The organism is Pseudomonas sp. P4_B4 (assembly GCF_056402255.1).
The window spans coordinates 138574-162916 of sequence record NZ_JBFUHS010000003.1 but is presented as its reverse complement, the minus strand read 5'-3'; the positions used below and the strand labels follow the sequence as shown (position 1 = coordinate 162916).

General features: G+C 61.5%; 26 protein-coding genes and 1 pseudogene. 16 read left to right on the top strand and 11 right to left on the bottom strand.

What is annotated here, in order from left to right; genetic code table 11:
• Positions 1-432: 432 nt before the first annotated feature.
• Complete coding sequence (locus AC1DVE_RS05160; protein WP_223460218.1) at positions 433-1884, bottom strand: FAD/NAD(P)-binding protein; 1452 nt, start codon at positions 1882-1884, stop codon at positions 433-435.
• A gap of 14 nt (positions 1885-1898) precedes the next feature.
• On the bottom strand, positions 1899-2462 hold the full coding sequence (locus AC1DVE_RS05155) for a helix-turn-helix domain-containing protein (RefSeq protein WP_150726054.1): 564 nt from the start codon (positions 2460-2462) through the stop codon (positions 1899-1901).
• 84 nt (positions 2463-2546) lie between these two features.
• On the opposite strand from AC1DVE_RS05155, the gene AC1DVE_RS05150 reads away from it, so the two are divergent.
• The 7 genes from AC1DVE_RS05150 (at position 2547) to AC1DVE_RS05120 (ending at position 9728) form a co-directional block, all read left to right on the top strand.
• Entirely contained in the window at positions 2547-3482 is a 936-nt protein-coding gene (locus AC1DVE_RS05150; protein ID WP_477783813.1) for a DMT family transporter, read from the top strand.
• 182 nt (positions 3483-3664) lie between these two features.
• Entirely contained in the window at positions 3665-6583 is a 2919-nt protein-coding gene (locus tag AC1DVE_RS05145) for a monovalent cation/H+ antiporter subunit A (protein ID WP_477783812.1), read from the top strand.
• On the top strand, positions 6583-6927 hold the full coding sequence (locus AC1DVE_RS05140; protein WP_008020558.1) for a Na+/H+ antiporter subunit C: 345 nt from the start codon (positions 6583-6585) through the stop codon (positions 6925-6927). The genes AC1DVE_RS05145 and AC1DVE_RS05140 overlap by 1 nt, the downstream gene beginning before the upstream one ends.
• A complete protein-coding gene (locus tag AC1DVE_RS05135) occupies positions 6924-8609 on the top strand; it encodes a monovalent cation/H+ antiporter subunit D (protein ID WP_477783811.1) in 1686 nt (561 codons plus the stop codon). Before AC1DVE_RS05140 ends, AC1DVE_RS05135 begins: the two co-directional genes overlap by 4 nt.
• A complete protein-coding gene (locus tag AC1DVE_RS05130) occupies positions 8606-9094 on the top strand; it encodes a Na+/H+ antiporter subunit E (protein WP_223463531.1) in 489 nt (162 codons plus the stop codon). The genes AC1DVE_RS05135 and AC1DVE_RS05130 overlap by 4 nt, the downstream gene beginning before the upstream one ends.
• Entirely contained in the window at positions 9091-9369 is a 279-nt protein-coding gene (locus AC1DVE_RS05125) for a K+/H+ antiporter subunit F (protein ID WP_108217960.1), read from the top strand. The genes AC1DVE_RS05130 and AC1DVE_RS05125 overlap by 4 nt, the downstream gene beginning before the upstream one ends.
• Positions 9366-9728 (top strand): Na+/H+ antiporter subunit G, encoded by a 363-nt coding sequence (locus AC1DVE_RS05120; protein WP_477783810.1) that lies wholly within the window; start codon positions 9366-9368, stop codon positions 9726-9728. The genes AC1DVE_RS05125 and AC1DVE_RS05120 overlap by 4 nt, the downstream gene beginning before the upstream one ends.
• A gap of 147 nt (positions 9729-9875) precedes the next feature.
• Here the strand turns inward: AC1DVE_RS05120 and AC1DVE_RS05115 are convergent, their stop codons facing one another.
• From AC1DVE_RS05115 to AC1DVE_RS05100, 4 genes are all read right to left on the bottom strand, one after another.
• On the bottom strand, positions 9876-10313 hold the full coding sequence (locus AC1DVE_RS05115; RefSeq protein ID WP_477783809.1) for a DUF3995 domain-containing protein: 438 nt from the start codon (positions 10311-10313) through the stop codon (positions 9876-9878).
• Positions 10314-10429: 116 nt separating this feature from the next.
• Positions 10430-11443 carry an ABC transporter substrate-binding protein gene (locus AC1DVE_RS05110; protein ID WP_477783808.1) on the bottom strand — a complete coding sequence of 338 codons (1014 nt, stop codon included), beginning with the start codon at positions 11441-11443 and terminating at the stop codon, positions 10430-10432.
• A 118-nt stretch (positions 11444-11561) separates the two neighbouring features.
• A complete protein-coding gene (locus AC1DVE_RS05105) occupies positions 11562-11765 on the bottom strand; it encodes a hypothetical protein (RefSeq protein WP_477783807.1) in 204 nt (67 codons plus the stop codon).
• Complete coding sequence (locus tag AC1DVE_RS05100; protein ID WP_177413236.1) at positions 11765-12214, bottom strand: hypothetical protein; 450 nt, start codon at positions 12212-12214, stop codon at positions 11765-11767. The genes AC1DVE_RS05105 and AC1DVE_RS05100 overlap by 1 nt, the downstream gene beginning before the upstream one ends.
• Positions 12215-12648: 434 nt before the next feature.
• Between AC1DVE_RS05100 and AC1DVE_RS05095 the strand changes: the two genes are divergently transcribed.
• Together AC1DVE_RS05095 and AC1DVE_RS05090 are read left to right on the top strand one after the other, a co-directional pair.
• Positions 12649-12897, top strand: a complete 249-nt coding sequence (locus AC1DVE_RS05095; protein ID WP_108217953.1) for a hypothetical protein — start codon at positions 12649-12651, stop codon at positions 12895-12897.
• Positions 12898-13057: 160 nt separating this feature from the next.
• Positions 13058-13288 (top strand): hypothetical protein, encoded by a 231-nt coding sequence (locus AC1DVE_RS05090; RefSeq protein ID WP_477753131.1) that lies wholly within the window; start codon positions 13058-13060, stop codon positions 13286-13288.
• A gap of 213 nt (positions 13289-13501) precedes the next feature.
• On the opposite strand, the gene AC1DVE_RS05085 is transcribed toward AC1DVE_RS05090, so the two are convergent.
• Both AC1DVE_RS05085 and AC1DVE_RS05080 read right to left on the bottom strand, forming a co-directional pair.
• Entirely contained in the window at positions 13502-14725 is a 1224-nt protein-coding gene (locus tag AC1DVE_RS05085) for a methyl-accepting chemotaxis protein (RefSeq protein WP_477783844.1), read from the bottom strand.
• Between the two features lie 619 nt (positions 14726-15344).
• Entirely contained in the window at positions 15345-15749 is a 405-nt protein-coding gene (locus AC1DVE_RS05080; protein WP_007907888.1) for a TraR/DksA family transcriptional regulator, read from the bottom strand.
• Between the two features lie 369 nt (positions 15750-16118).
• Here AC1DVE_RS05080 and AC1DVE_RS05075 point away from each other — a divergent pair, with 369 nt between their 5' ends.
• The 4 genes and pseudogenes from AC1DVE_RS05075 to AC1DVE_RS05060 form a co-directional block, all read left to right on the top strand.
• The gene (locus tag AC1DVE_RS05075) at positions 16119-16724 is read left to right on the top strand and encodes a glutathione S-transferase (protein ID WP_477783806.1); all 606 of its coding nucleotides are present in this window, start codon (positions 16119-16121) and stop codon (positions 16722-16724) included.
• Between the two features lie 214 nt (positions 16725-16938).
• Positions 16939-17622, top strand: coding sequence for a response regulator transcription factor (locus AC1DVE_RS05070; RefSeq protein ID WP_020796732.1), 684 nt, complete (start codon positions 16939-16941; stop codon positions 17620-17622).
• A complete protein-coding gene (locus tag AC1DVE_RS05065) occupies positions 17600-19003 on the top strand; it encodes a sensor histidine kinase (protein ID WP_223460195.1) in 1404 nt (467 codons plus the stop codon). The genes AC1DVE_RS05070 and AC1DVE_RS05065 overlap by 23 nt, the downstream gene beginning before the upstream one ends.
• Before the next feature lie 200 nt (positions 19004-19203).
• A pseudogene (locus tag AC1DVE_RS05060) lies at positions 19204-19398 on the top strand (LysR family transcriptional regulator); the annotation flags it as partial.
• Between the two features lie 65 nt (positions 19399-19463).
• On the opposite strand, the gene AC1DVE_RS05055 reads toward AC1DVE_RS05060, so the two are convergent.
• A complete protein-coding gene (locus tag AC1DVE_RS05055) occupies positions 19464-20060 on the bottom strand; it encodes a DinB family protein (protein WP_223460193.1) in 597 nt (198 codons plus the stop codon).
• Positions 20061-20320: 260 nt separating this feature from the next.
• Here AC1DVE_RS05055 and AC1DVE_RS05050 point away from each other — a divergent pair, with 260 nt between their 5' ends.
• A complete protein-coding gene (locus AC1DVE_RS05050) occupies positions 20321-20641 on the top strand; it encodes a DUF2388 domain-containing protein (RefSeq protein WP_223460191.1) in 321 nt (106 codons plus the stop codon).
• A gap of 53 nt (positions 20642-20694) precedes the next feature.
• Here AC1DVE_RS05050 and AC1DVE_RS05045 read toward each other — a convergent pair whose 3' ends face one another.
• Entirely contained in the window at positions 20695-21627 is a 933-nt protein-coding gene (locus AC1DVE_RS05045) for a pyridoxal-phosphate dependent enzyme (protein WP_223537849.1), read from the bottom strand.
• Between the two features lie 102 nt (positions 21628-21729).
• Positions 21730-22521 carry an SDR family NAD(P)-dependent oxidoreductase gene (locus AC1DVE_RS05040; RefSeq protein WP_223533510.1) on the bottom strand — a complete coding sequence of 264 codons (792 nt, stop codon included), beginning with the start codon at positions 22519-22521 and terminating at the stop codon, positions 21730-21732.
• Between the two features lie 124 nt (positions 22522-22645).
• Between AC1DVE_RS05040 and AC1DVE_RS05035 the strand changes: the two genes are divergently transcribed.
• Together AC1DVE_RS05035 and AC1DVE_RS05030 are read left to right on the top strand one after the other, a co-directional pair.
• A complete protein-coding gene (locus AC1DVE_RS05035; RefSeq protein WP_223460185.1) occupies positions 22646-23590 on the top strand; it encodes a GlxA family transcriptional regulator in 945 nt (314 codons plus the stop codon).
• Positions 23591-23662: 72 nt separating this feature from the next.
• Entirely contained in the window at positions 23663-24322 is a 660-nt protein-coding gene (locus AC1DVE_RS05030; RefSeq protein WP_223537855.1) for a methyltransferase family protein, read from the top strand.
• The last annotated feature ends 21 nt before the right edge of the window (positions 24323-24343 follow it).

The window sequence follows — 24343 nt, the reverse complement described above, 5'->3', positions numbered from 1 at the left end:
AAGCAATCCAGCGGTGGTCTAGCTACCAGACCTGGACCGGTGCCCGACCAAGCTCAATCCTGCAGTTGGACTGGGTGGCATCTGAAAGAAAATGGTCGGCTGTCAGGCCGCCTCGCGAGCAAGCTCGCTCCTACAGGGCCGAGCGTTAGCTCGCCTGCAGCTCTTGATCTTGATCCACCCGCCCCCTCGGCAGGCTGAGCGGAGGTGTTCATCCGGGGATGGGCGCGCAGCGCCGTTCGACGCAGTCGAACTCATTGCATGTAGGTCGCGCGAAGCCGACCGGAGGGCAATGCCCCCGGATGAATGCCAGAGCGAAGGAACCCCGAGCCTTGGCGAGGGGCCGGACGTTCGGGGCGAGCGTTTTTTTGCTTACTTTTTTTAGGCGCTTGTAAAAAAAGTGAGTCGCCGTCAGGGCGAAACCGCCAGCCGCCGTTACCGCAACAACGGATATGTACTCATACCCACAACCTGATCGACGAGTCCCGTCAGCCGCCCGGCCAACGCCTTGGCCTGGCTAGCCACGTCGGTGACGGCGGTACTTTCCCACCACATGCCGCGCAAAGGCGGCCCCATGGCAAACAAACGGCTGGCGGGCAGCCCCTCGGCATTCAGGACCGCGCCATCGACCGCTGCCGCGATGCCCAAGGCCAACGGCCCCGGCCGGACCAGGCCACGGGCGAGCAGTTGCCGGGGAAGCGGCCGCGCAACCCGGCGCCAGTCGTACTCGATACCGCTTGAGTTGATCAGGCCGGCACCGCTGACCACACAGGTGTGCGCCTCGCCGCGCCGTCGAAGGCGAATACTCACCTCGCCATTCAGCGAAGGCTCAAGCCCCTTGAACGAGGCCGCATGAATACGCAACCGCCCTTCTTTATATAAGCGCGCCACCAGTTCGGCACTCAAGGGCGGCGAGCGGTGGTGATGGCTTTCCCACCACGGCCGCACATGCCGCACGAACTGCCGACGTTGCACGTCCGTCGCCTGATGCCACAAGCGGCCGATGTGTGCCCGCACCGTGTCCAGCGGCGCCTGCCAGTCGATGCCCTGGGCGATGGCGTCCCGGCAGTGCCGACGCAGTTCGCGCATCAACTGGCGGGGTGTGCGGATGCTCTGATCCTCAGCGAGAAAATCCACCCAGGCCGGAGGCTGGCGCCGCACATGGGGCAGCAGGCCATGGCGGGAAAACACTTCGATCGGGCCGCGATGCCCGGCCTGTTCCAGGGACACCACGGCGTCGACCATGGTCAGGCCCGAGCCGATGATCATGACCGTCGATTGCGGATCGAGCCGCTGCATGGCCGCCACGTCCCACGGATCGAGGGCGGCCGCATTCAAGCCGCTGGACCGGGTTTGTGGCGTGCGCGCGGCGGAAAACATCCCGGTGGCCAGTACCGCAAAAGCGCCCTGCAAGCATCGGCCATCGCTCAAGGTCAACCGTACGGCGTCGGCATCGGTTTGCAAATCGACCACTTCGGCCTGCACATGCTCGACCGTCGAACCGTTCAAGGCGCCCACCGCCTGCGCTTCGGCCAGGCGCTGCCGGGCGTACAGGCCGAAAATCCCCCGTGGCGGAAACAGTTCGCTGATCGGCACGTGCTGCTGATCCGATTCCGGCCAGCCGCCAGCCTCGATGTACCCGGTCAACCATTGGGTCAGGTCGTCGGCGTTGTCCGGGTCGACACTCATCCGCGCCGCATTGCCGTTGAGCGTATGGCCCAGTTCCACCGCACTGTAGGCTTCGCCCCGCCCCAACTCGGCCCGGGGCTCGATCACCAGCACCCGGCGCCGGCCCGGCAAACGCATCAACTGCGCCGCCAGCATCGCGCCACTGAGGCCGCCACCGACAATCAGGATGTCGGCGTCATTGGTCAAGGTCTGGCCCATCGTGCACTCCCTGTTCAGATCACCACATTACGCACAAACTTCGCCGCCACCGCCCCGTCGTTGCGATAACAGTGCGGCTGGTTGCTGGCGAACATGAAGAATTCACCCGCAGCGATATTTTGCGCCTGGTCGCCGAGCATAACGGTCAGGCAACCTTCGAAGACATAAATCTGCTCGCTCCAGCCATCGGCGTCCGGCTCTGACGGATACACCTCGCCCGGTTGCAGGCACCATTCCCACTGCTCGACTTCGCGGCTGGCCTGGGCTTTGGAGAGCAACACCGCTTTACTGCCGGGGATCGTGCCGGTCCAGGCCAGCTCGTTGATACGGCTGGGATCGCGAGCGTCGGGGGCCTGGATCAAATCACTGAAGGCAACGTCGAGGGCTTCGGCCACCCGGTCGAGGGTGGTCAGGCTGACGTTCTTTTCCCCCGCCTCGATTGCCACCAGCATTCGACGGCTGACACCGGACTTTTCCGCCAGCGCGGTCTGGCTCAGGTCGGCGGCATGACGCAAACGACGGACGTTTTGACTGACGTGCTGGAGGACCGAAGCCCGTTGGGTAGAATCTTTGTGCACTATATTGCTCACTGAGTGGGGTTGGGCAGTATACTGCGCAACATTCGGCGCATTGTGCGTCCCCCTCCAGTAGCGTGCAAGGTCATGACGTCGGTGAACTCCCCAAAGGCTTCCTCCCGTTTTACAAGGTTCAGCAAGGCCGAATGCGTGCTGGTGCTGATCACCATGGTCTGGGGCGGTACCTTCCTGCTGGTACAGCATGCGATGACCGTCAGCGGCCCGATGTTTTTCGTCGGCCTGCGCTTTGCCGCCGCCGCGAGCATCGTCGCCCTGTTTTCCTGGCGCCACCTGCGCGACCTGACCCTGTTCGAACTCAAGGCCGGGGCGTTTATCGGCGTGGCGATCATGCTCGGCTACGGCTTGCAGACGGTCGGGTTGCAGAGCATTCCCAGCAGCCAATCGGCATTCATTACCGCGCTGTACGTGCCTTTCGTGCCGTTGCTGCAATGGCTGGTGCTGGGACGGCGCCCGGGGTTGATGCCGAGCATCGGCATCATGCTGGCCTTTACCGGGTTGATGTTGTTGTCCGGACCGTCCGGTGCGTCGTTCAACTTCAGCCCCGGTGAAATCGCCACCTTGATCAGCGCCGTGGCCATTGCGGCGGAGATCATCCTGATCAGCACCTACGCCGGCCATGTCGATGTGCGCCGGGTGACGACGGTGCAACTGGCGGTCACTTCGGTGCTGTCGTTCCTGATGGTGGTGCCGACCAACGAGGCGATACCGGACTTCTCGTGGTTGCTGCTGTGCAGCGCATTGGGCCTGGGGGCCGCGAGTGCGGCGATTCAGGTGGCGATGAACTGGGCACAGAAAAGCGTTTCACCGACCCGCGCCACGCTGATCTATGCCGGCGAACCGGTATGGGCCGGGATTGTCGGGCGCATTGCCGGGGAACGTTTGCCGGCGATTGCCCTGGTCGGCGCGGGCTTGATTGTGATGGCAGTGATTGTCAGTGAGTTGAAGACCAAGGGTAAGGCTGCGGCGGCCGAGGAAGAGCTGGAAGAGGAAACTCAGCGATAAACCGCAGGTTCTGTATGGCCGGATAGGCCGCCTTCGTCGGAACTGACTCCCCTACCTCTCTCTGAAACAATGTGAATCAGGACTTTTCCGTCTACCGCGTAGGATTCTGCGACAGCTTGGCGTTTGGTGATCCGGGAACTGGCACGTATGATGCTTCACAAACTTCCGCAGATTAGAAGCCTATGTCCCTGATAGTTCTACTGCTTCTGCCTTTCATAGGCAGCTGTTTGGCGGCCGTGTTGCCGCACAATGCACGTAACGCCGAATCCCTGCTGGCTGGCCTGATCGCCCTGATCGGCACCGTTCAGGTCGCCTTCCTGTACCCGCAGATCGCCCATGGCGGCATCATTCGCGAAGAGTTTTCATGGCTGCCCAGCCTGGGCCTGAACTTCGTCCTGCGCATGGACGGTTTCGCCTGGCTGTTCTCCATGCTGGTGCTGGGCATCGGCACCCTGGTTTCGCTGTACGCCCGCTACTACATGTCGCCGAACGATCCGGTGCCACGATTCTTCGCGTTTTTCCTGGCCTTCATGGGCGCCATGCTTGGCCTGGTGATTTCCGGCAACCTGATCCAGATCGTGTTTTTCTGGGAGCTCACCAGCCTCTTCTCGTTCCTGTTGATCGGCTACTGGCACCATCGCGCCGATGCCCGGCGCGGCGCCTACATGGCGTTGATGGTGACCGGTGCGGGCGGTTTGTGCCTGCTGGCGGGGGTCATGCTGCTCGGCCATGTGGTCGGCAGCTATGACCTGGACAAGGTCCTGGCTGCCGGCGACCTGATTCGCGCCCATGCCCTCTACCCGATCCTGTTGCCCCTGATCCTGATCGGCGCACTGAGCAAAAGTGCGCAATTTCCCTTTCACTTCTGGCTGCCCCATGCCATGGCCGCGCCAACGCCCGTGTCGGCGTACCTGCACTCGGCGACCATGGTCAAGGCCGGGGTCTTCCTGCTCGCGCGGCTATGGCCCTCGCTTTCGGGCAGTGAAGAATGGTTCTACATCGTCAGCGGCGCCGGTGCCTGCACCCTGTTGCTCGGGGCGTACTGCGCGATGTTCCAGAACGACCTCAAGGGCTTGCTGGCCTATTCGACCATCAGCCACCTCGGCCTGATCACCCTGTTGCTTGGCTTGAACAGCCCGCTGGCCGCCGTCGCCGCAGTGTTCCACATCCTCAACCACGCAACGTTCAAGGCCTCGTTGTTCATGGCCGCCGGCATCATCGACCACGAAAGCGGCACCCGCGATATCCGCAAACTCAGCGGTCTGTACAAGCTGATGCCGTTTACCGCCACCCTGGCCATGGTCGCCAGCGCCTCGATGGCCGGCGTGCCGTTGCTCAATGGTTTCCTGTCCAAGGAAATGTTTTTCGCCGAAACCGTATTCATCAATGCCACGCGCTGGGTCGAACTGAGCTTGCCGATCGTGGCAACCATTGCCGGTACCTTCAGCGTCGCTTACTCCCTGCGTTTCACCGTGGATGTGTTCTTCGGTCCGCCCGCGACCGACTTGCCCCACACCCCGCACGAGCCACCACGCTGGATGCGCGCGCCGGTCGAGTTGCTGGTGTTCACTTGTTTGCTGGTGGGGATCTTCCCGGCCCAGGTGGTCGGCCCGCTCCTCGCGGCGGCGGCGCAACCGGTGGTCGGCGGCACGCTGCCCGAGTACAGCCTGGCGATCTGGCATGGCCTGAACGCGCCAATGATCATGAGCCTGATCGCATTGTCCTGCGGCACCGTGCTCTATCTGCTGCTGCGCAATCAGTTCAAGCGCGGACGCTTCGACCGTCCGCCGGTCATTGGTCGCCTGGACGGCAAGCACCTGTTCGAATACGCGCTGGTTGCGATCCTGCGCCTGACCCGGCGCCTGGAGCCGCGGATTGGCACCCGGCGCCTGCAAATGCAGTTGTTCCTGGTGGTGTTCGCTGCCGTGCTGGCGGGGTTGATTCCCATGTTGCACAGCAGCCTGCACTGGGGCGACCGGCCGAAAATCCCCGGGTCGATCGTGTTCGTCACCTTGTGGTTGCTGGCCATCGCCTGCGCCCTTGGCGCGGCCTATCAAGCCAAGTATCACCGGCTCGCGGCCCTGACCATGGTCAGCGTCTGCGGCCTGATGACCTGCATCACCTTCGTCTGGTTTTCGGCGCCGGACCTGGCCCTGACCCAACTGGCGGTCGAAGTGGTGACCACGGTGCTGATCCTGCTGGGCCTGCGCTGGCTGCCACGACGGATCGAGGAGGTCTCACCGTTGCCCGGCAGTCTGCGCCGGGCGCGGGTGCGGCGGATCCGCGACTTGCTGTTGTCGACCGCGGTCGGTGTCGGCATGGCATTGCTGGCCTACGCCATGCTGACGCGCCAGACCCCCAACGATATTTCCTCGTTCTACCTGAGTCGCGCCTTGCCCGAAGGCGGCGGCAGCAACGTGGTCAACGTGATGCTGGTGGACTTCCGTGGTTTCGACACCCTCGGTGAAATCACCGTGCTGGTGGCGGTGGCCCTGACTGTGTTCGCCCTGCTACGCCGCTTCCGCCCACCGAAAGAAAGCCTGCAACTGCCGGCCCAGCAACGCTTGCTCGCACCGGACGTGGTCACCGACCTGGTCAACCCGCGTCACGCCAGCGACACCGCACTCGGCTTCATGATGGTGCCGGCGGTACTGGTGCGTCTGCTGCTGCCGGTGGCGCTGGTGGTGTCGTTCTACCTGTTCATGCGTGGGCACAATCAACCGGGCGGCGGCTTTGTTGCGGGGCTGGTGATGTCGGTGGCGTTCATCCTGCAATACATGGTCGCCGGCACGCAGTGGGTCGAGGCGCAAATGAGCCTGCGACCGCTGCGCTGGATGGGCACCGGACTGATGATTGCCACGGCCACGGGCCTGGGCGCGATGGTCGTCGGCTATCCGTTCCTGACCACCCACACCTGGCATTTCTCGTTGCCGCTGCTGGGTGACATTCACCTGGCCAGCGCGCTGTTCTTCGACATCGGCGTGTACGGCGTGGTGGTCGGTTCGACCCTGTTGATCCTCACCGCCCTCGCCCACCAATCGGTGCGGGGCCACAAAACCGCTGCCCAACCTAAATCCGTTGCCATGAAGGAGGTCGTCTGATGGAAGAAGTCATCGCAATCGCCATCGGCGTACTGGCCGCGTCCGGCGTCTGGCTGATCCTGCGTCCACGGACGTTCCAGGTGGTCATGGGCCTGTGCCTGCTGTCCTACGGCGTCAATCTGTTCATTTTCAGCATGGGCAGCCTGTTCATCGGCAAGGAACCGATCATCAAGGACGGCATCCCTCAGGACCTGTTGCATTACACCGACCCGTTGCCGCAAGCACTGGTGCTGACGGCGATCGTCATCAGCTTCGCCATGACCGCGTTGTTCCTGGTGGTGCTGCTGGCCTCCCGGGGCCTGACCGGCACCGACCATGTGGATGGCCGGGAGCCCAGGGAATGATGGCGATGACCCACCTGATCGTCGCGCCCATCCTGCTGCCGTTGCTGACTGCCGCGATCATGCTGATGCTCGGCGAGAAGCACCGGCCGCTCAAGGCCAGGATCAATCTGTTCTCCAGCCTGCTCGGGCTGGGCATTGCGATGGCGTTGTGGCAATGGACGCAGACCACCGGCGTGCCCGGCTCCATCGGCGTGTACCTGCCGAGCAACTGGCAAGTGCCGTTCGGCCTGGTGCTGGTGGTCGATCGCCTGTCGGCGCTGATGCTGGTGCTGACCGGTATCATCGGCGTCTGTGCGCTGCTGTTTGCCATGGCCCGCTGGGACGGCGCCGGTTCGAGTTTTCACGCGCTGTTCCAGATCCAGATGATGGGCCTTTACGGCGCGTTCCTCACCGCTGACCTGTTCAACCTGTTCGTGTTCTTCGAGGTGCTGCTGGCGGCGTCCTACGGGTTGATGCTCCACGGCTCGGGCCGGGCGCGGGTGTCGTCGGGGCTGCACTACATCTCGATCAACCTGTTGGCCTCGTCGCTGTTCCTGATTGGCGCGGCGCTGATCTATGGCGTCACCGGCACGTTGAACATGGCCGACCTGGCGGTAAAAATCCCGCTGGTGTCCGCAGCTGATCGCGGCTTGCTGCACGCCGGCGCGGGGATTCTGGCTGTCGCGTTTCTGGCCAAGGCCGGCATGTGGCCACTGAACTTCTGGCTGGTGCCGGCCTATTCGTCGGCCAGCGCGCCGGTGGCCGCGATGTTCGCGATCATGACCAAGGTCGGCGTCTACACCTTGCTGCGCCTGTGGACGCTGCTGTTCTCCGCCCAGGCCGGGGCATCGGCGTTCTATGGCGGTGAGTGGCTGATTTACGGTGGCATGGCGACCATCGTCTGCGCCGCCATTGCGATCCTCGCCGCGCAACGCCTGGAGCGCATGGCCAGCCTGAGCATTCTGGTGTCGGCGGGCATTCTGTTGTCGACCATCGGTTTCGCCCAGCCGAACCTGGTCGGCGCGGCACTGTTCTACCTGTTCAGCTCGACCCTGGCGTTGAGCGCACTGTTCCTGCTGGCCGAACTGATCGAACGCTCGCGCTCGGCCAATGAAATTCTGCTCGAAGATGAAACCGAACTGCTGCCCCGGCCACTGGAATCCCTGCATCCGCCCAAAGGCATCAACCTCGACGACGAACAAAAAGCCGTGGTCGGCCAGGTGATTCCCTGGACCATGGCGTTTCTTGGCCTGAGTTTCATCGCCTGCGCCTTGCTGATCATCGGCATGCCGCCGCTCTCCGGCTTTATCGGCAAACTCGGGTTGATCGGTGCCCTGCTCAATCCGCTGGGCCTGGGCAACAGCGGCGACACACCGGTTTCCAACGCCGCGTGGGGCCTGCTGGTGTTGTTGATTGTGTCCGGGCTGGCGTCGCTGATCGCGTTCTCGCGCTTGGGTATCCAGCGCTTCTGGACGCCAGCCGAACGTCCATCGCCCCTGCTGCGACGCCTGGAATGCGTGCCGATCTTCGCCCTGCTGGGCTTGAGCATTGCGCTGACCTTCAAGGCCGATCCGCTGCTGCGCTACACCCAGGCCGCCGCCGATGCCTTGTACAACCCCCAGCAATACGTAATGGCGGTGCTCGACACGCGCGTCGTACCGAACCCACCGGCCCATGCGACCACGCCGGAGGTGCAGCCATGAAGCGCCTGTTTCCGGCACCGCTGCTGTCGCTGGCCTTGTGGTTGCTGTGGTTGCTGCTGAACCTGTCGACCAGCCCCGGCAATCTGCTGCTGGGTGCGGTGCTGGGGTTCTGTGCACCGCTGATGATGCGCCGGCTGCGTCCGCTGCCGGTACGCATCCGTCGTCCCGGGGTGATCCTGCGCCTGGTCCTGCTGGTCGGGCGTGATGTGCTGGTGTCCAACCTCGCCGTGGCCTGGCGCGTACTCAATGCCGGTCGCCGCCCGCCCCGCTCGCGATTCATCAAGGTGCCGCTGGATTTGCGCGATGCCAACGGCCTGGCCGCGCTATCGATGATCACCACGGTGGTGCCCGGTACGGTCTGGTCGGAGCTGGCGCTGGACCGCAGCATTCTGCTGTTGCACGTCTTCGACCTGGACGATGAGGCGCTGTTCATCCAGCACTTCAAGGCGACCTACGAACGTCCGTTGATGGAGATCTTCGAATGAGCCCGTTGCTGTCGAGCGCGATCCTGCTGAGCCTGTTCTTCTTTTCATTAGCGATGATCCTGACCCTGATCCGCCTGTTCAAGGGGCCGTCGGCCCAGGACCGGGTCCTGGCGCTGGACTATCTGTATATCGTCGCGATGCTGATGATGCTGGCGCTGGGCATTCGTTATGCCAGTGACACCTACTTCGAGGCGGCGCTGCTGATCGCCCTGTTCGGTTTCGTCGGCTCGTTCGCCCTGGCGAAATTCCTGCTGCGTGGTGAGGTGATCGAATGAATACGCCATTGTCGTTGTGGGTGGAAATCCCGGTGGCGATCCTGCTGGTGCTCGGCAGCCTGTTTGCATTGATCGGCGCCACGGGCCTGCTGTGCATGAAGGATTACTTCCAGCGCATGCACCCACCAGCCCTGGCCTCGACGCTCGGGGCCTGGTGCGTGGCGCTGGCTTCGATCATCTACTTTTCGGCGCTCAAGTCCGCGCCGGTATTGCACGCCTGGCTGATTCCGGTCCTGCTGGCGATTACCGTACCGGTGACCACCTTGCTGCTGGCCCGGGCGGCGCTGTTTCGCAAACGCATGGCCGGGGATGATGTGCCGGCTGAAGTGAGCAGTCGGCGGACCGAGAGCGGTAGTTAGACCAAAGATTGTTAGTGCCTGGGCCGGCCTCATCGCGAGCAAGCTCGTTCCCACAGGGATTGCGCTGAACCCTGTGGGAGCGGGCTTGGTCCGGGCGGTGATCCGACGAAGGCGATAGACCTGTCAATACATCAGGACCGGCCTGTCTCAAATCCAGGCCACCGCCAACAACCCCGCCCCCAGCACCACGCACAACGGCGAGTAAACCCAGGTGTCCAGCCGGGCAAATTTCGAGCCTTTGACCTCTTTGAAAAAACCTACCAGCTCCGAATCGCCAATCGCCCGGGCAAACAGCAAAATCGCAATCGCGCTGATCACCCACTGCAACGACCAGTGATGCAAGGGTGGCAGCCACCAACCCACCCGCCAGCACACCAGCGCGGCAATCAACAGCAACAGCCCGGCCACCACCAGCGTGACCCAGCCTCGTGGCTTGAACGCCGGTCGCAGTTGCGCGCTGCCCACCTGCGGCACTTGCGGGACCGCCGCCACAGCCGCCCATTCACCACCCAACGCCCAATACACATGCACCAGACTGATCACTGCGAAGATCGTCACCAGCCACTGAGCCAACAGCAAGGTCATGGTTCAGAGATCCTTGAAAGGGATATGAACAGAACATTGTAGGAGCTGCCGCAGGCTGCGATCTTTTAATTTTGCTTTTTAAGACAAGATCAAAAGATCGCAGCCTGCGGCAGCGCCTACAGGGCGGCGGAGACTTTATCCGCTACGTCCTTGGACAGCCAGGCCCGCCAGACGTCCGGATGAGCCTTCATGAACGCCTGCGCCGCCTGACGCGGCGGCGTATGTTTCTCGCTCATCTCGGCCAGCGCTTTGTTCAGCGGGTCGATCGGAAAGTCGACCTTGGCGAAGAACTCGACAATCTGCGGATACTGTTTCTGGAAGGGTGTGGACACACCGATGGACAGTTTGGAAGCCAGGGAACGGGTCGGCTGTGGGTTAGGGTTATCGGCGTCGGTCAAGGTCTTCCAGGCTTGCGCGTTGAACGGTGGCTCTTCGAGTTGAATCAGCTTGAAGCGGCCGAGCAACGGCGTGGGCGACCAGTAGTAAAACAGTACCGGCTTGCCACGATGAATGGACGAACTGATCTCGGCATCCAGTGCCGCACCCGAACCGCTGCGGAAGTTCACGTAGCTGTCGTCCAGCCCATACGCCTTGAGCTTCTGCTTGTTGACCACTTCCGAGGTCCAACCGATGGGGCTGTTGAGGAAACGCCCCTTGGTCGGGGCTTCCGGGTCCTTGAACACGTCTTTGTAACGCGGCAGGTCGCTGACGCTGCGCAGGTCCGGCGCCAGCGGCTTGATGCCCTTGGCTGGGTCGCCCTTGATCACATATTCCGGCACCCACCAGCCTTCGGTAGCGCCCTTCACCGTGTCGCCGAGGCTGACGACCTTGCCTTCGGCTTCCGCCTTGACCCAGACCGGGCTGCGACCGGCCCACTCTTCGCCAATGACCTGGATGTCATTGTTGGCCAGCGCGGTTTCCAGGGTGATGGTGGTGCCCGGCAAGGTGTCGGTCGGCAGCCCATAGCCCTTCTCGACAATGATGCGCAGGACATCGGTAATCAGGCTGCCGCTTTCCCAGTTCAGGTCGGCGAAGTGGATCGGCGCCTGGGCGGCAAACACCGGGGCGGGTGTCGCCAGTAAACCGAAAGCGGCCAGGCCAGCAGCCAGCAACCGTCGAAATCCGTTCATGCTTTTGCACCTCGTGCTGTTCACAGCAATAGCAGGATGGCCTGGCAGTAGACCGCGAAGCCTCTGAATACTCAGTTCACTGACTGTAGTAGAGGTTCCTGCTTTCGAGGTGCGTGGATCAGTTTTCGCAGGTTTGCTGCAAACGCATCAGCTCGCGCCTGACCATGCTGGCGTATGCCGCCGGTTGCAGTTGGTAAAGCTGTGACGCCACCCAATTCAGCCAGGCTCCTTGCAGAATGACCCTCTGCCCGAACAGCCGCCGCGCTTCGTCTTGAGCGCTGGCCAGGTTCTGTTCGTGGAAATCGGCGCGGGTCAGGGTCATCACTCGCTGGCCTTGAAGGTCACCAGCTCGCCCTTGCGCCACTTGGCCGCTTTGGCGGTCACGGCTTTGAGGGTCTTGGTCAGGCCTTCCTGCAGCTGTTGATGGGCGGCAAACACCATCACCACGCTGTGACCTTCCTTGAACACTATCCCCTGACCGTCAGCTGTGGTCACGAAGGCGTAATCGCCAATGCCGTAAACCGTCAGCTTGATGTCGCGGAACTTGATGTCCAGCTTGCCGCCTTCACGACTGGGCAGCACGGACGCGCTGAAATGATCGCCGACCTTGAGTTTGAGTCCGGGCTTGTCGTCCACCACCAGGGCTGATTCGGTGTCGATTTCGGCAATGTAGATGCCTTCAGCGTTCTGTTCGGTGATGTAAACGAAACGTGACTGAAACAGCTTGACCAGCTTTGCGCGCAAATCACCCAGCACGAACAAAGCATGCATATCGAGATTACTTACTGCCAAGGAAACATCCCCACATCTGAAAAATGGTGCCGTGCGCGAGAAATAAACGCACAGCCAAAAAAGCGGCAATGCCGAAGGTGTCGCCAAAGAACCCGGATTGAAGTCCTGAATGAGCAGTGCGCTCACTCATCACGAAGCTTGAGAAGACTACTGGAACGTCACTCGCGTCGTCCTGCCTGGCGTTCGTCACAGGCTGAAGGAAAACACCCTTCCTGCTGCCAGAAAATCATGGACTATCAACTTCGGGGAAAATTCTCATCAAGAAAAAATCTTTTCCTACATATCGTCCACAAAAAATTGCATTAGATAAACATCAATCACCCACCAGTGGGGGTGATTCTAGAGCAGCGATGCTCTTGGAGACTAGCCAAAACGACGTACATACGTCGATAAAACCATGAAAAGGACTTCATATGTGCACGCTGACTCACTTTGCTTATCCCTTGGCGCCTGACTCAGAAACAGCGCCGATCCCGCACCCGATACGGTTTCGCCACCACGAACCGCTTCACGATGTCCCGGCCCGCCCGCGATTTCAGGTGGTGATGGCAGGCATTGCCTTCTTTCATATCAAGGATATTTCGACAGGCTGCGTAAGAGGTTTCCGAGCGGATCATAATGAAGCCTGTGCCCTCGCCCGGTTTCTTGAATCACATTGTTGACATGCCCGCCGCACTCATCGCCATCGACGTTTCGTCTGCCCGTCGACTTATCTCAGCCGTCGACGGGCAACTACTGCCATACTGCCCGCCCAATAAAACGAATCCGCAAAAAATCGGGTTGCGTTGACAACAGCAATGTATTTCCAGGGAAATCTGCAACGTGACGGAATTTGATATCGGCGAGTTTTTTATCCGGGGGGAAGCCAGAGAAGTCGAGGGTGAATTCCAGGCCGTGATTGTCATGCGCGCCAAACCACCGCTCAAGACCGTGACGTATTACCAGGTCGAAAAGGATCGCTGGTTCAAAACCCCGGATGTCGCCGCCATTGCGGCCCAGGAATCGGCCAGGGAACTGAAGGCGGCGGTCGATGCAGGCGCGCTGAAAGCCTGATTGTCGGGTTGGCGGTGCGCGACGACGCAGATTGGCAGGTACTCCGCTGCCAATCATGACCGCGACATCAACTTTGCCTTGCATGCTGACCCTCCCAACTTAATTAGCAACCTAATTAATAGGTATGCTAATTAATTTACCGGCGAGGAAACAGCAAAACCCTGCGCAGGTTAATTGCAGAAATTGCAACAGTCGCCCGACTGCCCGGGTTTTCTAACGCGGCTTTTCCGGTTTGTAGCCCAGGCGCAAACCACCCCAATGCCGGCCCTTGAGCATGATCGGTACCGAGAGATCGTGCATCAACTCGCCGGTGTCGCGCGTATAGGTTTGCAGCAACACGGCCTTCTGATGGCTGCCACAGCGGATCCCGGTGCGGTCAGCGAACTTGCGTTTGGTCCGGTTCTGCAAGGCATCGACCTGCGCGTCGCCCGTCAACGGCTGGCTGAACGCCTTGTTATGGGTCGGCACATAACCCTGCTGGGTGCAGGCGATGGCGAACACCAATCCTTCGTGACGCGGTAACAACGGTTCCTGGATCGCTGGCAGAACCTGATCGGTGTAGCGGTCGAAACGCGTCTGGTACTTGGCCGGACTGGTATTGGGAATAATCTGGTAATTGCGGTCGAACAGATCGTCGAGACTGATTCGACCGGCATCGATATCCGCCTCGAATCGCGCTGTAATCTGCGTAGCGCCTTCCCGGGCCAGGTCATAGATCCGCTGGTGATAGTCATCCAGCCCCACCTCGGCAAGACGCTCGCTGATGGTTTCGGCTTGCCCTTCCATTTGCACTGCTGCATGGGCCAGGCGTTGAGTCTGCTGGTCGCTGACCGCCAGGTCGCTGCGCATCTGTTCGATGGCGTGGAACAGGCTGTCGAGTTGTTCACGGTTGGTGTCTGCCCCCTGGGCGATTGCCCCGACCTGGGACTCGACACTCGCCGCCAGCCGGGCAATGTTCTCCAGGTGCTGCCCCGTCTGTTCGACCTGCTCGACGCCGGTATCAAGGTCGCTGGACAGTTGGCGGATCTGCTCCACCACCTGCGCGGTGCGTTGCTGGATGTCGGCCACCATTTCGCCCACTTCGCCGGTGGCAGTCGCCGTGCGTGCGGCGAGCCCACGCACCTCGTCGGCCACCACTGCAAACCCGCGACCGTGCTCCCCCGCCCGCGCCGCTTCTATCGCTGCGTTCAACGCCAACAGATTGGTCTGGCTGGCGATGGACTGAATCACCAGGGTCACGCGCTGGATATCATCGCTGCGCAGGCTCAAGGCTTCGATCAGTTCACGGCTGTTGCTGGCGCGCTGGCTGAGCTGATGCATGCGCGCAATGGACTCGATCAGTTGCGTACGCCCCACCGCGCCACTTTGATGAGCCTCGCTGGCGGCACTCAGCGCCTGGCGACTGAGCGTCGAGGTGGCCTGTTCGGTGGTGATCATGACCTCGGCGTTGCTGACGATCTGTGCCGCCGCCGTGAGCTGCGATTGCAGTTTGTCCGCCAGTTGCCGAACCGAGAACGCCACACCGGCGGCTGACAGCGCGTTATGGCTGGTGGTGTAGGAAAGATCGCGAGTCAACTCGCTGATGGCATCGGGGTTGTCGGAGGAAGCAGCCACCGGGGTCGCGCGCGAACGCAGGCGAGGCAGCCAGACAATCAATATGGCCAGGGGCAGCCCAAGGTAGAGCGACCATCCGCCCAACGTCATGCCACTTAACAACAGCATCAGGGCGATGCTTTGCAGCGTTGGCGTCAACCAGCGGTTTTTCGGCAACAGCACGGGTGCGGGCACTGCCGCAACCAGAGACCCGTCTCTCGTCATCATCGTTACCCCGGAAAGCTTCTAATTGTTGTCTTCGCATTAAACGCCACTATAAAGCCATTATCCATGAGCCTTTAGTCGTGAGCGTTGCAGCAGATCAATAGAACAACCGGGAAATCGAAGACGGCAGAAAACGAAGATCGCAGCCTGCAACAGCGCCCTACTTCAATTGCGTAGGAGCTGCCGCAGGCTGCGATCTTTTCAAAGGCAGTCCATCTTGATGGACTGCCTTGCAGAATCAGGCCTGACGCTGGTGCTTGTCGATTTGCTCGTGACGTTCCTGAGCTTCGATGCAGTACTTGGTGGTCGGGCTGATCAGCAGGCGCTTGAGGCCAATCGCCTCGCCGCTGTCGTCGCACCAGCCAAAGCTGTCTTCCTTGATGCGCTCAAGGGCTTGTTCCAACTGAGGCAGCATGCGCTGGTCGCGATCGATCGCGTTCACCAGCCAGGTGCGCTCTTCTTCGACCGAAGCCGCGTCTGCCGGATCGGCCGGGGTGTCCAGGCTTTCGATGGCGATGCGGTTCTGTTCGATGCGCTCATGGGTTTCGACTTTCATGTTCTGCAACAGCTCGGAGAAAAAAGCATGTTGCTCGGCATTCATGTAGTCATCCGCCGGCATGGCCAGCAACTTGTCCTTTGTCATTGATATCTCTATAAAAAAACGTGCATTAAGGCGAATTAGGGAGCGTTCCGGCAGACCTGGGGAGGCCATCGGAAAGGCGCCGTTTGTTCCAAGCGCCACCCGGCACTCAATTTACGAGGGGCGGCAGTCTACGGCCGACTTGAGGCCTCAGCAACTGAAAAGACAGCGAATTTGTCCGACAAAGCCCGGAAAATGCTCTACCGCAGGCTTTGAGGTGGTAATCGGAGTGCGTTTATAGCAAGAAATTCAACCGAGCGGCTGTATATAGATGACAAACGGCCTGCACCGGGCATATTCACGGTCATTTGCAGCGCTGCGAACCTCAGCTAAGGTTGTCCCTCCCGAAATGGCCATATAAAGGAAAGGACCATGAAGCTGATCGGTATGCTGGATTCGCCCTATGTAAGGCGCGCCGCCATTTCTGCCAAATGCCTGGGAATCACCCTGGAACATCAATCGGTCTCGGTGTTCCGCCACTTCGAACAATTCCAGCAGATCAACCCGGTGGTCAAGGCGCCCACGCTGGTGCTGGATGACGGTGAGGTGTTGATGGACTCGACACTGATCATCGACTATCTGGAAGTCTTGGCCGATAACAGCCTGATGCCCGTCGAACCGGGTCAGCGCCTGCGCGCGTTACGCCTGATTGGCCTGGCGCTGGCCGCCAGCGAAAAGTCCGTGCAGCTTTACTACGAGCGCAACTTGCGGCCGGTGGAAATTCAATTCGAACCCTGGGTGCAGCGCGTCGAAGGACAGCTGACGGCGGCCTATTCGGCGCTGGAGCGGGAGCTGGAAAAACAGCCGCTGAAGACTGACGGTTCGCTTGAGCAGGACGGCATCACGGTGGCAGTGGCCTGGAGCTTCACCCGATTGGTGGTGCCGGATCAGGTGAGTGCGGCGCAGTTTCCGCGGATCGCCGCGTTTACTGCGTATGCCGAGGAGCTAGAGGTGTTTGTCAGTACGCCGATTGACTGACAGATTCATTTCGCCTGATCTGCCGTCATCGCGAGCAAGCTCGCTCCCACAAGGGATTACATTCTCTTGTGGGAGCGAGCTTGCTCCGGGCGACGTTCCGACGAAACCTGGGCAGTCACCAGTGTCGCGTCCATGAACTTTTATTTAGAAAGCCTGCGATCATTTCTTGGCAAAATGCCGCACAACGTTGTGAACATTTAATCAGGCCAGCCTTATGACCCGCATCTTGACCATCGAAGACGACGCCGTGACCGCCCGGGAAATTGTCGCTGAACTGAGTAGCCACGGCCTCGACGTCGACTGGGTCGACAATGGCCGCGAAGGGCTGGAACGTGCGGTCAGCGGCAACTATGACCTGATCACCCTCGACCGCATGCTGCCCGAGCTCGATGGCCTGGCGATTGTCACCACGCTGCGGACCATGGGCGTGGCCACGCCGATCCTGATGATAAGCGCACTGTCCGACGTCGATGAGCGCGTGCGCGGCTTGCGTGCCGGCGGCGACGACTACCTGACCAAACCCTTCGCCACCGATGAAATGGCCGCCCGGGTCGAAGTCCTGCTGCGCCGGCAGAACACCGTGACCGCCCAGGCCACCACGCTGCGGGTGGCGGATCTGGAGCTCAACCTGATCAGCCACGAAGCCAGCCGCGACGGTCAACTGCTGACGCTGTTGCCCACCGAGTACAAACTGCTGGAATTCCTGATGCGCAATACCGGGCAAATCCTCTCGCGGATGATGATTTTCGAAGAGGTATGGGGTTACCACTTCGACCCCGGCACCAACCTGATCGACGTCCACATCGGCCGTCTGCGCAAGAAGATCGACCCGCCTGGCAATGTCCCACTGATTCGGACCGTGCGAGGCTCGGGTTATGTCATTGCCGAACCCGTCTAAAGGCTGGCGCTCTTCCAGCAGTCGTCTGCTGGCGCTCTACAGTTCGCTGTTCGTGCTCTGGAGCGGGATTCTCATGGGGGTCATGTACTACGAGGTTTCCGCTTACCTGGACAACCTGGCCAAGCATTCGCTGATGCAACGCCAGCACCTGTTTTCGCGCTTCTCGGGTGAACAACTGGTGGACGCCCTCGCCGTCAGCATGACCTTCGACATCCGCGGCATCGACGCCTACGGCCTGTTCGATGCCCGACACCGTTACCTCAGCGGCGCCCTGCGCTACATTCCGGATGGCTTGCCGCTCGATGGCAAGATCCACATGCTGCGCGATTGCGATGCCTCCGACGACAGCGACGACCAGACGCTGCCCGCCGACAGTTGCGACGCCGTGGCGACCCGCACCCTCGACGGCCGCTGGCTGGTGCTGGTGCGCGACAACGGTTCGCTGTTCGCCGTGACCCGGATCATCCTTCACGCCTTGTTCTGGGGTGTGACCCTGACCATTGTGCCGGGCATCGTCGGCTGGTCTTTGCTGCGGCGCCGGCCGTTGCGGCGCATTCGCGGGATTCAGGCCAGTGCCGAAGCCATCGTCGCCGGCGACCTGAGCCGGCGCTTGCCACTGTCCAATCGGCGTGACGAACTGGACATGCTCGCCGCCATCGTCAACGCCATGCTCGAACGCATCGAACGCCTGATGAACGAGGTCAAGGGCGTGTGCGATAACATCGCCCATGACCTGCGCACGCCCCTGACCCGTCTGCGCGCGCAGCTTTACCGCATGCAGCAGCAAGCCGGCGAAGGCTCGCCGCAGGCCATGCAACTGGACTTGGTGCTGGCCGAGGCCGATACGCTGATGGCGCGCTTCCGTGGATTGCTGCGAATTTCCGAACTGGAAGACCGCCAGCGCCGCTCCGGTTTCGTGCAAGTGGACCCGGTGGCATTGCTGCAAGAGCTGCATGAGTTCTACCTGCCCCTGGCGGAGGACGACGGCCTGGTGTTCCAGCTGCACCTGCCCGCGTCATTGCCACCCCTCCATGGCGACCGCGCACTGCTGTTCGAAGCGGTGGCGAACCTGCTCAGCAACTCGATCAAATTCACCCCGCCCGGTGGCGCGGTGGTCTTGCGCGGGGTCAATGCTGGCGGGCACACGCGGATCGAAGTGCTCGACTCCGGCCCGGGCATTCCCGAGGCGGAACGTGAAGCGGTATTCCAGCGTTTCTATCGCGCCGAGGCGGGCAATCATAAAAGCGGCTTCGGGCTGGGGCTGTCCATCGTCGCGGCGATTGTCAGCCTGCACGGGTTTACCCTGGAGGTGGGCAGTAGCGAACTGGGTGGCGCGCGGCTGGTGCTCGATTGCCGGCAGAGTCTGATTCCCCCGGCCTGATACAAATCTGCCTGAGCTGACACAGACCGTGTGGGAGCGAGCTTGCTCCGGGCGGCGTTCCGACGATGGCGATCCGTCAGGCAATGATGATTCGACTGACACGCCCTCTTCGCGAGCAAGCTCGCTCCCACAGGTTGCGCGTCTTTCCTGAACGTTTGATGCTTAACTGAGAAGACTCCAAAAGCCACCGAGCCAACACCATGAACCGCAACGACCTGCGTCGCGTGGACATGAACCTGTTGGTGATTTTCGAAACTCTGATGTTCGAAAAGAACCTGACCCGGGCCGGGGAAAAACTGTTTCTCGGCCAACCCGCCGTCAGTGCGTCGCTGGCAAAGTTGCGCGATCTGTTCGACGACCCGTTGCTGGTGCGCAACGGACGAACCCTGGAGCCAGCTACGGGCGGACGAGGCGCCGTTTGATATCAACCTGTCCGAACTGTCGATGGTCTGGAACGGGGTCAACGATAACGATCCGGCAGAACGCTGGTTGCGCTCGAAAATTGCACAGCACATGGCGGCGCCACTATCGGGGCGTTGTTCGACTGCAGGACCACCGGCTCGGACTCGCGCAAATACACCGGCATGTCGGTCACCGGTGGCATGGCCGGGATCTCGAAGTACATCTGCACCACCCAGCCACGGTGATAGCTGGCGTGGTTGACCACATGCATCAGCATCGCGCCAGCGCTCATGGTGCCGCTCTCGCCCGAGACAAAGGTGAATTCCAGGGGCTTGTCCAGGGAGGCATCGGTTTGCCGGGCGCTCCAGTCGCAGTACCAGCGATCGATTTCTTTTTGCGCCAGGCGCAGTTCGGACAGATCGGCATGCAGCAGGTCGTGTGAAGTCTTGAAGCCATGCCCCCGGCCTTCGAGATGCGCCTGCCAGATGCAATCCACCACGTACACGTGATTGAGGGTGCCGATCATGTTTTTGAACACCGACACCCGTTCTTTTTTGACTTCGCCCGGAGGGAGCGCCGCGAGGCTGTCAAAGAGGCGCTGATTGGCCCAGCGTTTGTAATCGGCCAGCAGGCAGGCAGTGCGTACGGTGATCATCAGAGTTCTCCGATGGCAGTAAGCGCACCCCCTAGCATAGACCCGATGGCCGCAAAGCAGCGCCAGCACTGATCATCGGTCGTTCAGCTACGCCATGTTCGGCGCAGCTGCTGCTATTGAAATCGGCAGCAGCAAGGCCATGAACTGATCGGCGTTGTCGGCAATAAAGCGGAAACGCTCCACGGAACTCTCGGCAACCACCGCGCATCCTAAATTATGTGGTACTTCCCTTATGCTTCATGCTGTCGGAGGACACCGTCATGCGCCGTCTGTTTATCATTTCTTCTCTGGTACTTTGTTTGCCCGCAGGTTCCGCTATGGCCAAAGTGGATGCCGAAGATGTCGCCACCTCGGCCGGGGTTTCCGCCTCGCTTTATTCGACGTTCAAAGACGACAAACTCATGATTCCCGCCCGGGATGACGCTTCCAGCTTCGTCGCCAGTGGCGGTGCGATTCGTGGTGCGTATCTGGAGGCGGTGTTGAAAAAGATCCGTCAGGACAATCCCGCCCTCAACAACGCAAGTGACGAAGACCTGGCCCGCGCCATTCTCGTCCAGGAAGGCGTTGCCGCCGATCATTGAAGATCGTCATCGCCAGTGGTGGGGCTTGTGACACCGGGATAGCGTTTCCAGCCCTACCGGGCGTGCGTGCCAGTGGACAAGCGAGCCCACCCGGCCACGAGTTGCGCATTGATACTCACCCCGCCGCACACCACGATCACCACGTCATGGGCATCAGCAATCGCCGGGTGATCGAGGTAGGCAAGCGCCAATGAAACCCCGCATGCCGGCTCGACCAGCTGCCGCAAATCGTTGGCATAACGCACCACGCCCATGATCGCTTCATCATCACTGAGCACCACGCACTCATGGGGAAAATCGCCGATGTGCCTGACCGGCCAGGCGGCCACTTGCGCGGCGCCCAGGGACGTGGCGACGGTGTCGATTTTCGCCAATCTGACCGGGTGCCCGGCCGCCACCGCCGCGGCGAACGACGCCGCGCCTTCGGTTTCGCAGGCAATGATGCGGCAATCGGTGCGCCCATGACGAGTCAGACCGGTGAGCAGCCCCGCCAGCAGGCCACCGCCGCCCACCGATGTCACCAGCGCATCGACTTGCGGGCAGTCTTCAAGGATTTCATCGACCATTGTGCTGTGCCCTTCCCACAACACCGGATGGTCGAAGGCCGGCACGAATTCGCTGTGTGGGTCCTGGGCGAGTTCCTGTGCCCGTTGATTGGCTTCGTCCCAGACCTTGCCGTGCACAATCACCTCGGCGCCGGTCTTGCTGATCCGCGCCCGGGTACTTTGCGGGGTGGTGTGCGGTACCACGATGCATGCCTTGAGCCCCAGGCGGGCAGCGGCCATGGCCGTGGCCAGCCCCGCGTTCCCGGCGGAGGGACAGACCACCTTGCGCTTGCCCTGCTGCTGAGCCCGGCTGCACAGCAAACCCATGCCGCGTAACTTGAACGAGCCGCTGGGTTGCAGGTTTTCCAGTTTCAGCCAGATACGGCGGGTCGGGGTCGACAGGCCAGGGTGCAGGATCAAAGGCGTTCGGATGTGAAGCATATGGGCTCCTGTTACACGCCACCGGCTCGCCGAGCTTGCGCGAGCCGGTGGTGAACGGTCCTCTCTCCCAAGCTTAGTTCACCCGGCCTCGGGGCGACCGTCTCAGCGATAACGCGGCGCCGCCACGGAGTTGCCAAACAACCCGGACAGCGTCCGGCGCTGGGCTTCGTAACGGTCCCACTGGCTGCCATCGTGCAAGCCTGGAATGGTCACCACTTCGCCGGCTGCCAGGCCAGCGAGTGCGGCATCGACCATGTCTTCGGCGGACATCACGATTTCCTGCGGCAGGTTCTCCACCGGGTTGCCGGCCTCGCTCCAGAAATCGGTGGCGGTCGCCCCCGGCAACACAGCCTGGATGCGTACGCCCTTGTCCGCCAGTTCATGCTGCATCGACTGGCTCAGGCTCAAGACGAACGCCTTGCTCCCGCCGTACACGCCGTTGAGGATTTCCGGAGCGATGGCGACGATGGAGGCGATATTGATCACGGTGCCGGTGCCCCGGGCGACGAAGCCGGGTACGGCGGCATAGGCCAGGCGCATCAACGCCGTCACGTTGAGGTTGATCATCGCTTCCATGTCGTCCACGGGACTGCCAAGCAGCGGCATGACGCCACCGACCCCGGCGTTGTTGACCAACAGGGTGATGCTGGCGTCGTTATGCAGGATCTGTTCGACCCGCAGCGAATCCGCCTTGTTCGTCAGGTCGGCGGCCACCACCTCCACGGTGCGCCCGGTTTCGTCGCTCAAATGGTTGGCCAGGGCATTGAGCTTGCCCTGGCTGCGGGCCACCAGGATCAGGTCGTAACCCTGCCGGGCCAGGCGGTCGGCATACACCGCGCCAATGCCCGAAGAAGCGCCGGTGATCAGTGCAGTGCCTTTGGATGAGAGCGCCATGGTGCAATTCCTCTACGGTGAGGCGAGAGATTCGCCGGGTGCTGACCGTTATAAAGGGGCTTACGATTGTCTCAAATGACGTTTAAAGTACGTTTTTAGGACGCAACCGTTTGAGGGCAGGCCAATGATCCGCGTGGCGTTCGTGGTTTTCGAGGGTTTCCAGTCCATGGCGCTGGCCGCCATGCCGGTGTTCGAGTACGCCAATTTCAGTGCCGCAGAGGCGCTGTATGACGTGCGCGTGCTGTCGGAAAACGGTCACAACCTACGCGCCTCCGGCGGCTTGAGCGTCGGTACCGAGGCCTTCGACGGGCGCGTGTTCGACACGGTGATCGTGGTCGGCGGCGACTCCATCGTCGAACAGGCACCCGAGGCCGTGCTGGATTACCTGCGGGCCAGCATCAACACCGCGCGGCGTACGGCGTCGATCTGCTCCGGGGCGTTCGTCATGGCCCAGGCTGGCTTGCTCGACGGACGGCGGGCCACCACCCACTGGGCCTATGCCCGGGAACTGCAGGCGCGGTTTCCGGCGATCAAGGTCGAGGCTGATCGCATCTACGTGATCGATGGCTCGATCTGGACCTCCGCCGGCATGACGGCGGGCATCGACCTCGCCCTGGCCATGGTGGAAAAGGACCACGGCGCCGAGCTGGCCCGGGCCGTTGCGCAAAAATTGGTGATGTACCACCGCCGCGCGGGCGGCCAGTCGCAACACTCGGCGCTGCTGGAGCTGGAGCCGAAATCCGATCGCATTCAAACCGTGCTCGGCTACGCCCGGGAACACCTGGCCCAGCCCCTTTCGGTGGAACAACTGGCACAAGTGGCCAACCTCAGCCCCCGGCAATTCAGCCGGGCGTTTCGCGCCGAAACCGGGCAATCGCCGGCCAAGGCCATCGAAAACCTGCGCCTGGAAGCGGCGCGACAGATGCTCGAACGCGGACGCCTGACCCTCGACCAGATCGCTGTGGAAACCGGGTTCACTGACCGCCGACGCATGCGCGAAACGTTCCTGCGGGTGTTCGGGCAACCGCCACAGGTGATTCGGCGCAATGCGCGAGCAGAGGTGCCTTGATCGCGCCCTCGCCCGGCTTGGGAAGCATCGGAATCTACACTGAACCTGACGGAGGTTACTTTTGGAGGCACCATGAAAATTTCGGCCAAACTGGCGTTTTTCGCCGTCGTCAGCACCCTCGCCTACCTCGCCCTGGCAATCTGGGGGCTGGGTGGTTTCACGGCTTACTTCAGCCACGGTTCACTGGTCGTCATTGCCCTGGCGACCCTGATCATGGCCGTCGTATCACTGTTCACCGAAGTCAACCTGAGTTCGGGGGAACGCGAAGACCGGGCCAACCGCTGGGTCATTCCGGCCTTCGGCGTGATCGGGTTGCTGAGCGGCTTTCTGCCGGCCTATACCGACCGCATCGATTTCTGGACGTTTGGCGGTGAGGGCGTGCGCTGGCTCGGGGCGCTGTTGTTTATCTTCGGCGGCGCGCTGCGGTTGTGGCCGGTGTTTGTGCTGGGCAAGCGCTTCAGTGGGCTGGTGGCCATTCAGCCGGGGCATCGACTGGTCACCGAGGGGATTTACCGCAACCTGCGCAACCCCAGTTATCTGGGGATGATGGTCATCGGCATGGGTTGGGCACTGGCCTTTCGTTCTGGTGTCGGGCTGATACTGGTGGCGTTGACGCTGATCCCGCTGATCGCGCGCATTCACGCTGAAGAAGCCTTGCTCAGGGCGCAGTTCGGCAGCGAATACGTCGCCTATTGCGCCCGCAGCTGGCGGTTAATCCCGAGACTTTACTGACAGGAACACTGATCCCCTGTG

Bases quoted from the DNA above. Each gene is read 5' to 3' on its own strand.
- AC1DVE_RS05160 (WP_223460218.1), bottom strand. From the start codon at position 1,884: ATGGGCCAGACCTTGACCAATGACGCCGACATCCTGATTGTCGGTGGC.
- AC1DVE_RS05150 (WP_477783813.1), top strand. From the start codon at position 2,547: ATGACGTCGGTGAACTCCCCAAAGGCTTCCTCCCGTTTTACAAGGTTC.
- AC1DVE_RS05145 (WP_477783812.1), top strand. From the start codon at position 3,665: ATGTCCCTGATAGTTCTACTGCTTCTGCCTTTCATAGGCAGCTGTTTG.
- AC1DVE_RS05140 (WP_008020558.1), top strand. From the start codon at position 6,583: ATGGAAGAAGTCATCGCAATCGCCATCGGCGTACTGGCCGCGTCCGGC.
- AC1DVE_RS05135 (WP_477783811.1), top strand. From the start codon at position 6,924: ATGATGGCGATGACCCACCTGATCGTCGCGCCCATCCTGCTGCCGTTG.
- AC1DVE_RS05130 (WP_223463531.1), top strand. From the start codon at position 8,606: ATGAAGCGCCTGTTTCCGGCACCGCTGCTGTCGCTGGCCTTGTGGTTG.
- AC1DVE_RS05125 (WP_108217960.1), top strand. From the start codon at position 9,091: ATGAGCCCGTTGCTGTCGAGCGCGATCCTGCTGAGCCTGTTCTTCTTT.
- AC1DVE_RS05120 (WP_477783810.1), top strand. From the start codon at position 9,366: ATGAATACGCCATTGTCGTTGTGGGTGGAAATCCCGGTGGCGATCCTG.
- AC1DVE_RS05115 (WP_477783809.1), bottom strand. From the start codon at position 10,313: ATGACCTTGCTGTTGGCTCAGTGGCTGGTGACGATCTTCGCAGTGATC.
- AC1DVE_RS05110 (WP_477783808.1), bottom strand. From the start codon at position 11,443: ATGAACGGATTTCGACGGTTGCTGGCTGCTGGCCTGGCCGCTTTCGGT.
- AC1DVE_RS05105 (WP_477783807.1), bottom strand. From the start codon at position 11,765: ATGACCCTGACCCGCGCCGATTTCCACGAACAGAACCTGGCCAGCGCT.
- AC1DVE_RS05100 (WP_177413236.1), bottom strand. From the start codon at position 12,214: ATGCATGCTTTGTTCGTGCTGGGTGATTTGCGCGCAAAGCTGGTCAAG.
- AC1DVE_RS05095 (WP_108217953.1), top strand. From the start codon at position 12,649: ATGTGCACGCTGACTCACTTTGCTTATCCCTTGGCGCCTGACTCAGAA.
- AC1DVE_RS05085 (WP_477783844.1), bottom strand. From the start codon at position 14,725: ATGATCACCACCGAACAGGCCACCTCGACGCTCAGTCGCCAGGCGCTG.
- AC1DVE_RS05080 (WP_007907888.1), bottom strand. From the start codon at position 15,749: ATGACAAAGGACAAGTTGCTGGCCATGCCGGCGGATGACTACATGAAT.
- AC1DVE_RS05075 (WP_477783806.1), top strand. From the start codon at position 16,119: ATGAAGCTGATCGGTATGCTGGATTCGCCCTATGTAAGGCGCGCCGCC.
- AC1DVE_RS05070 (WP_020796732.1), top strand. From the start codon at position 16,939: ATGACCCGCATCTTGACCATCGAAGACGACGCCGTGACCGCCCGGGAA.
- AC1DVE_RS05065 (WP_223460195.1), top strand. From the start codon at position 17,600: ATGTCATTGCCGAACCCGTCTAAAGGCTGGCGCTCTTCCAGCAGTCGT.
- AC1DVE_RS05055 (WP_223460193.1), bottom strand. From the start codon at position 20,060: ATGATCACCGTACGCACTGCCTGCCTGCTGGCCGATTACAAACGCTGG.
- AC1DVE_RS05050 (WP_223460191.1), top strand. From the start codon at position 20,321: ATGCGCCGTCTGTTTATCATTTCTTCTCTGGTACTTTGTTTGCCCGCA.
- AC1DVE_RS05045 (WP_223537849.1), bottom strand. From the start codon at position 21,627: ATGCTTCACATCCGAACGCCTTTGATCCTGCACCCTGGCCTGTCGACC.
- AC1DVE_RS05040 (WP_223533510.1), bottom strand. From the start codon at position 22,521: ATGGCGCTCTCATCCAAAGGCACTGCACTGATCACCGGCGCTTCTTCG.
- AC1DVE_RS05035 (WP_223460185.1), top strand. From the start codon at position 22,646: ATGATCCGCGTGGCGTTCGTGGTTTTCGAGGGTTTCCAGTCCATGGCG.
- AC1DVE_RS05030 (WP_223537855.1), top strand. From the start codon at position 23,663: ATGAAAATTTCGGCCAAACTGGCGTTTTTCGCCGTCGTCAGCACCCTC.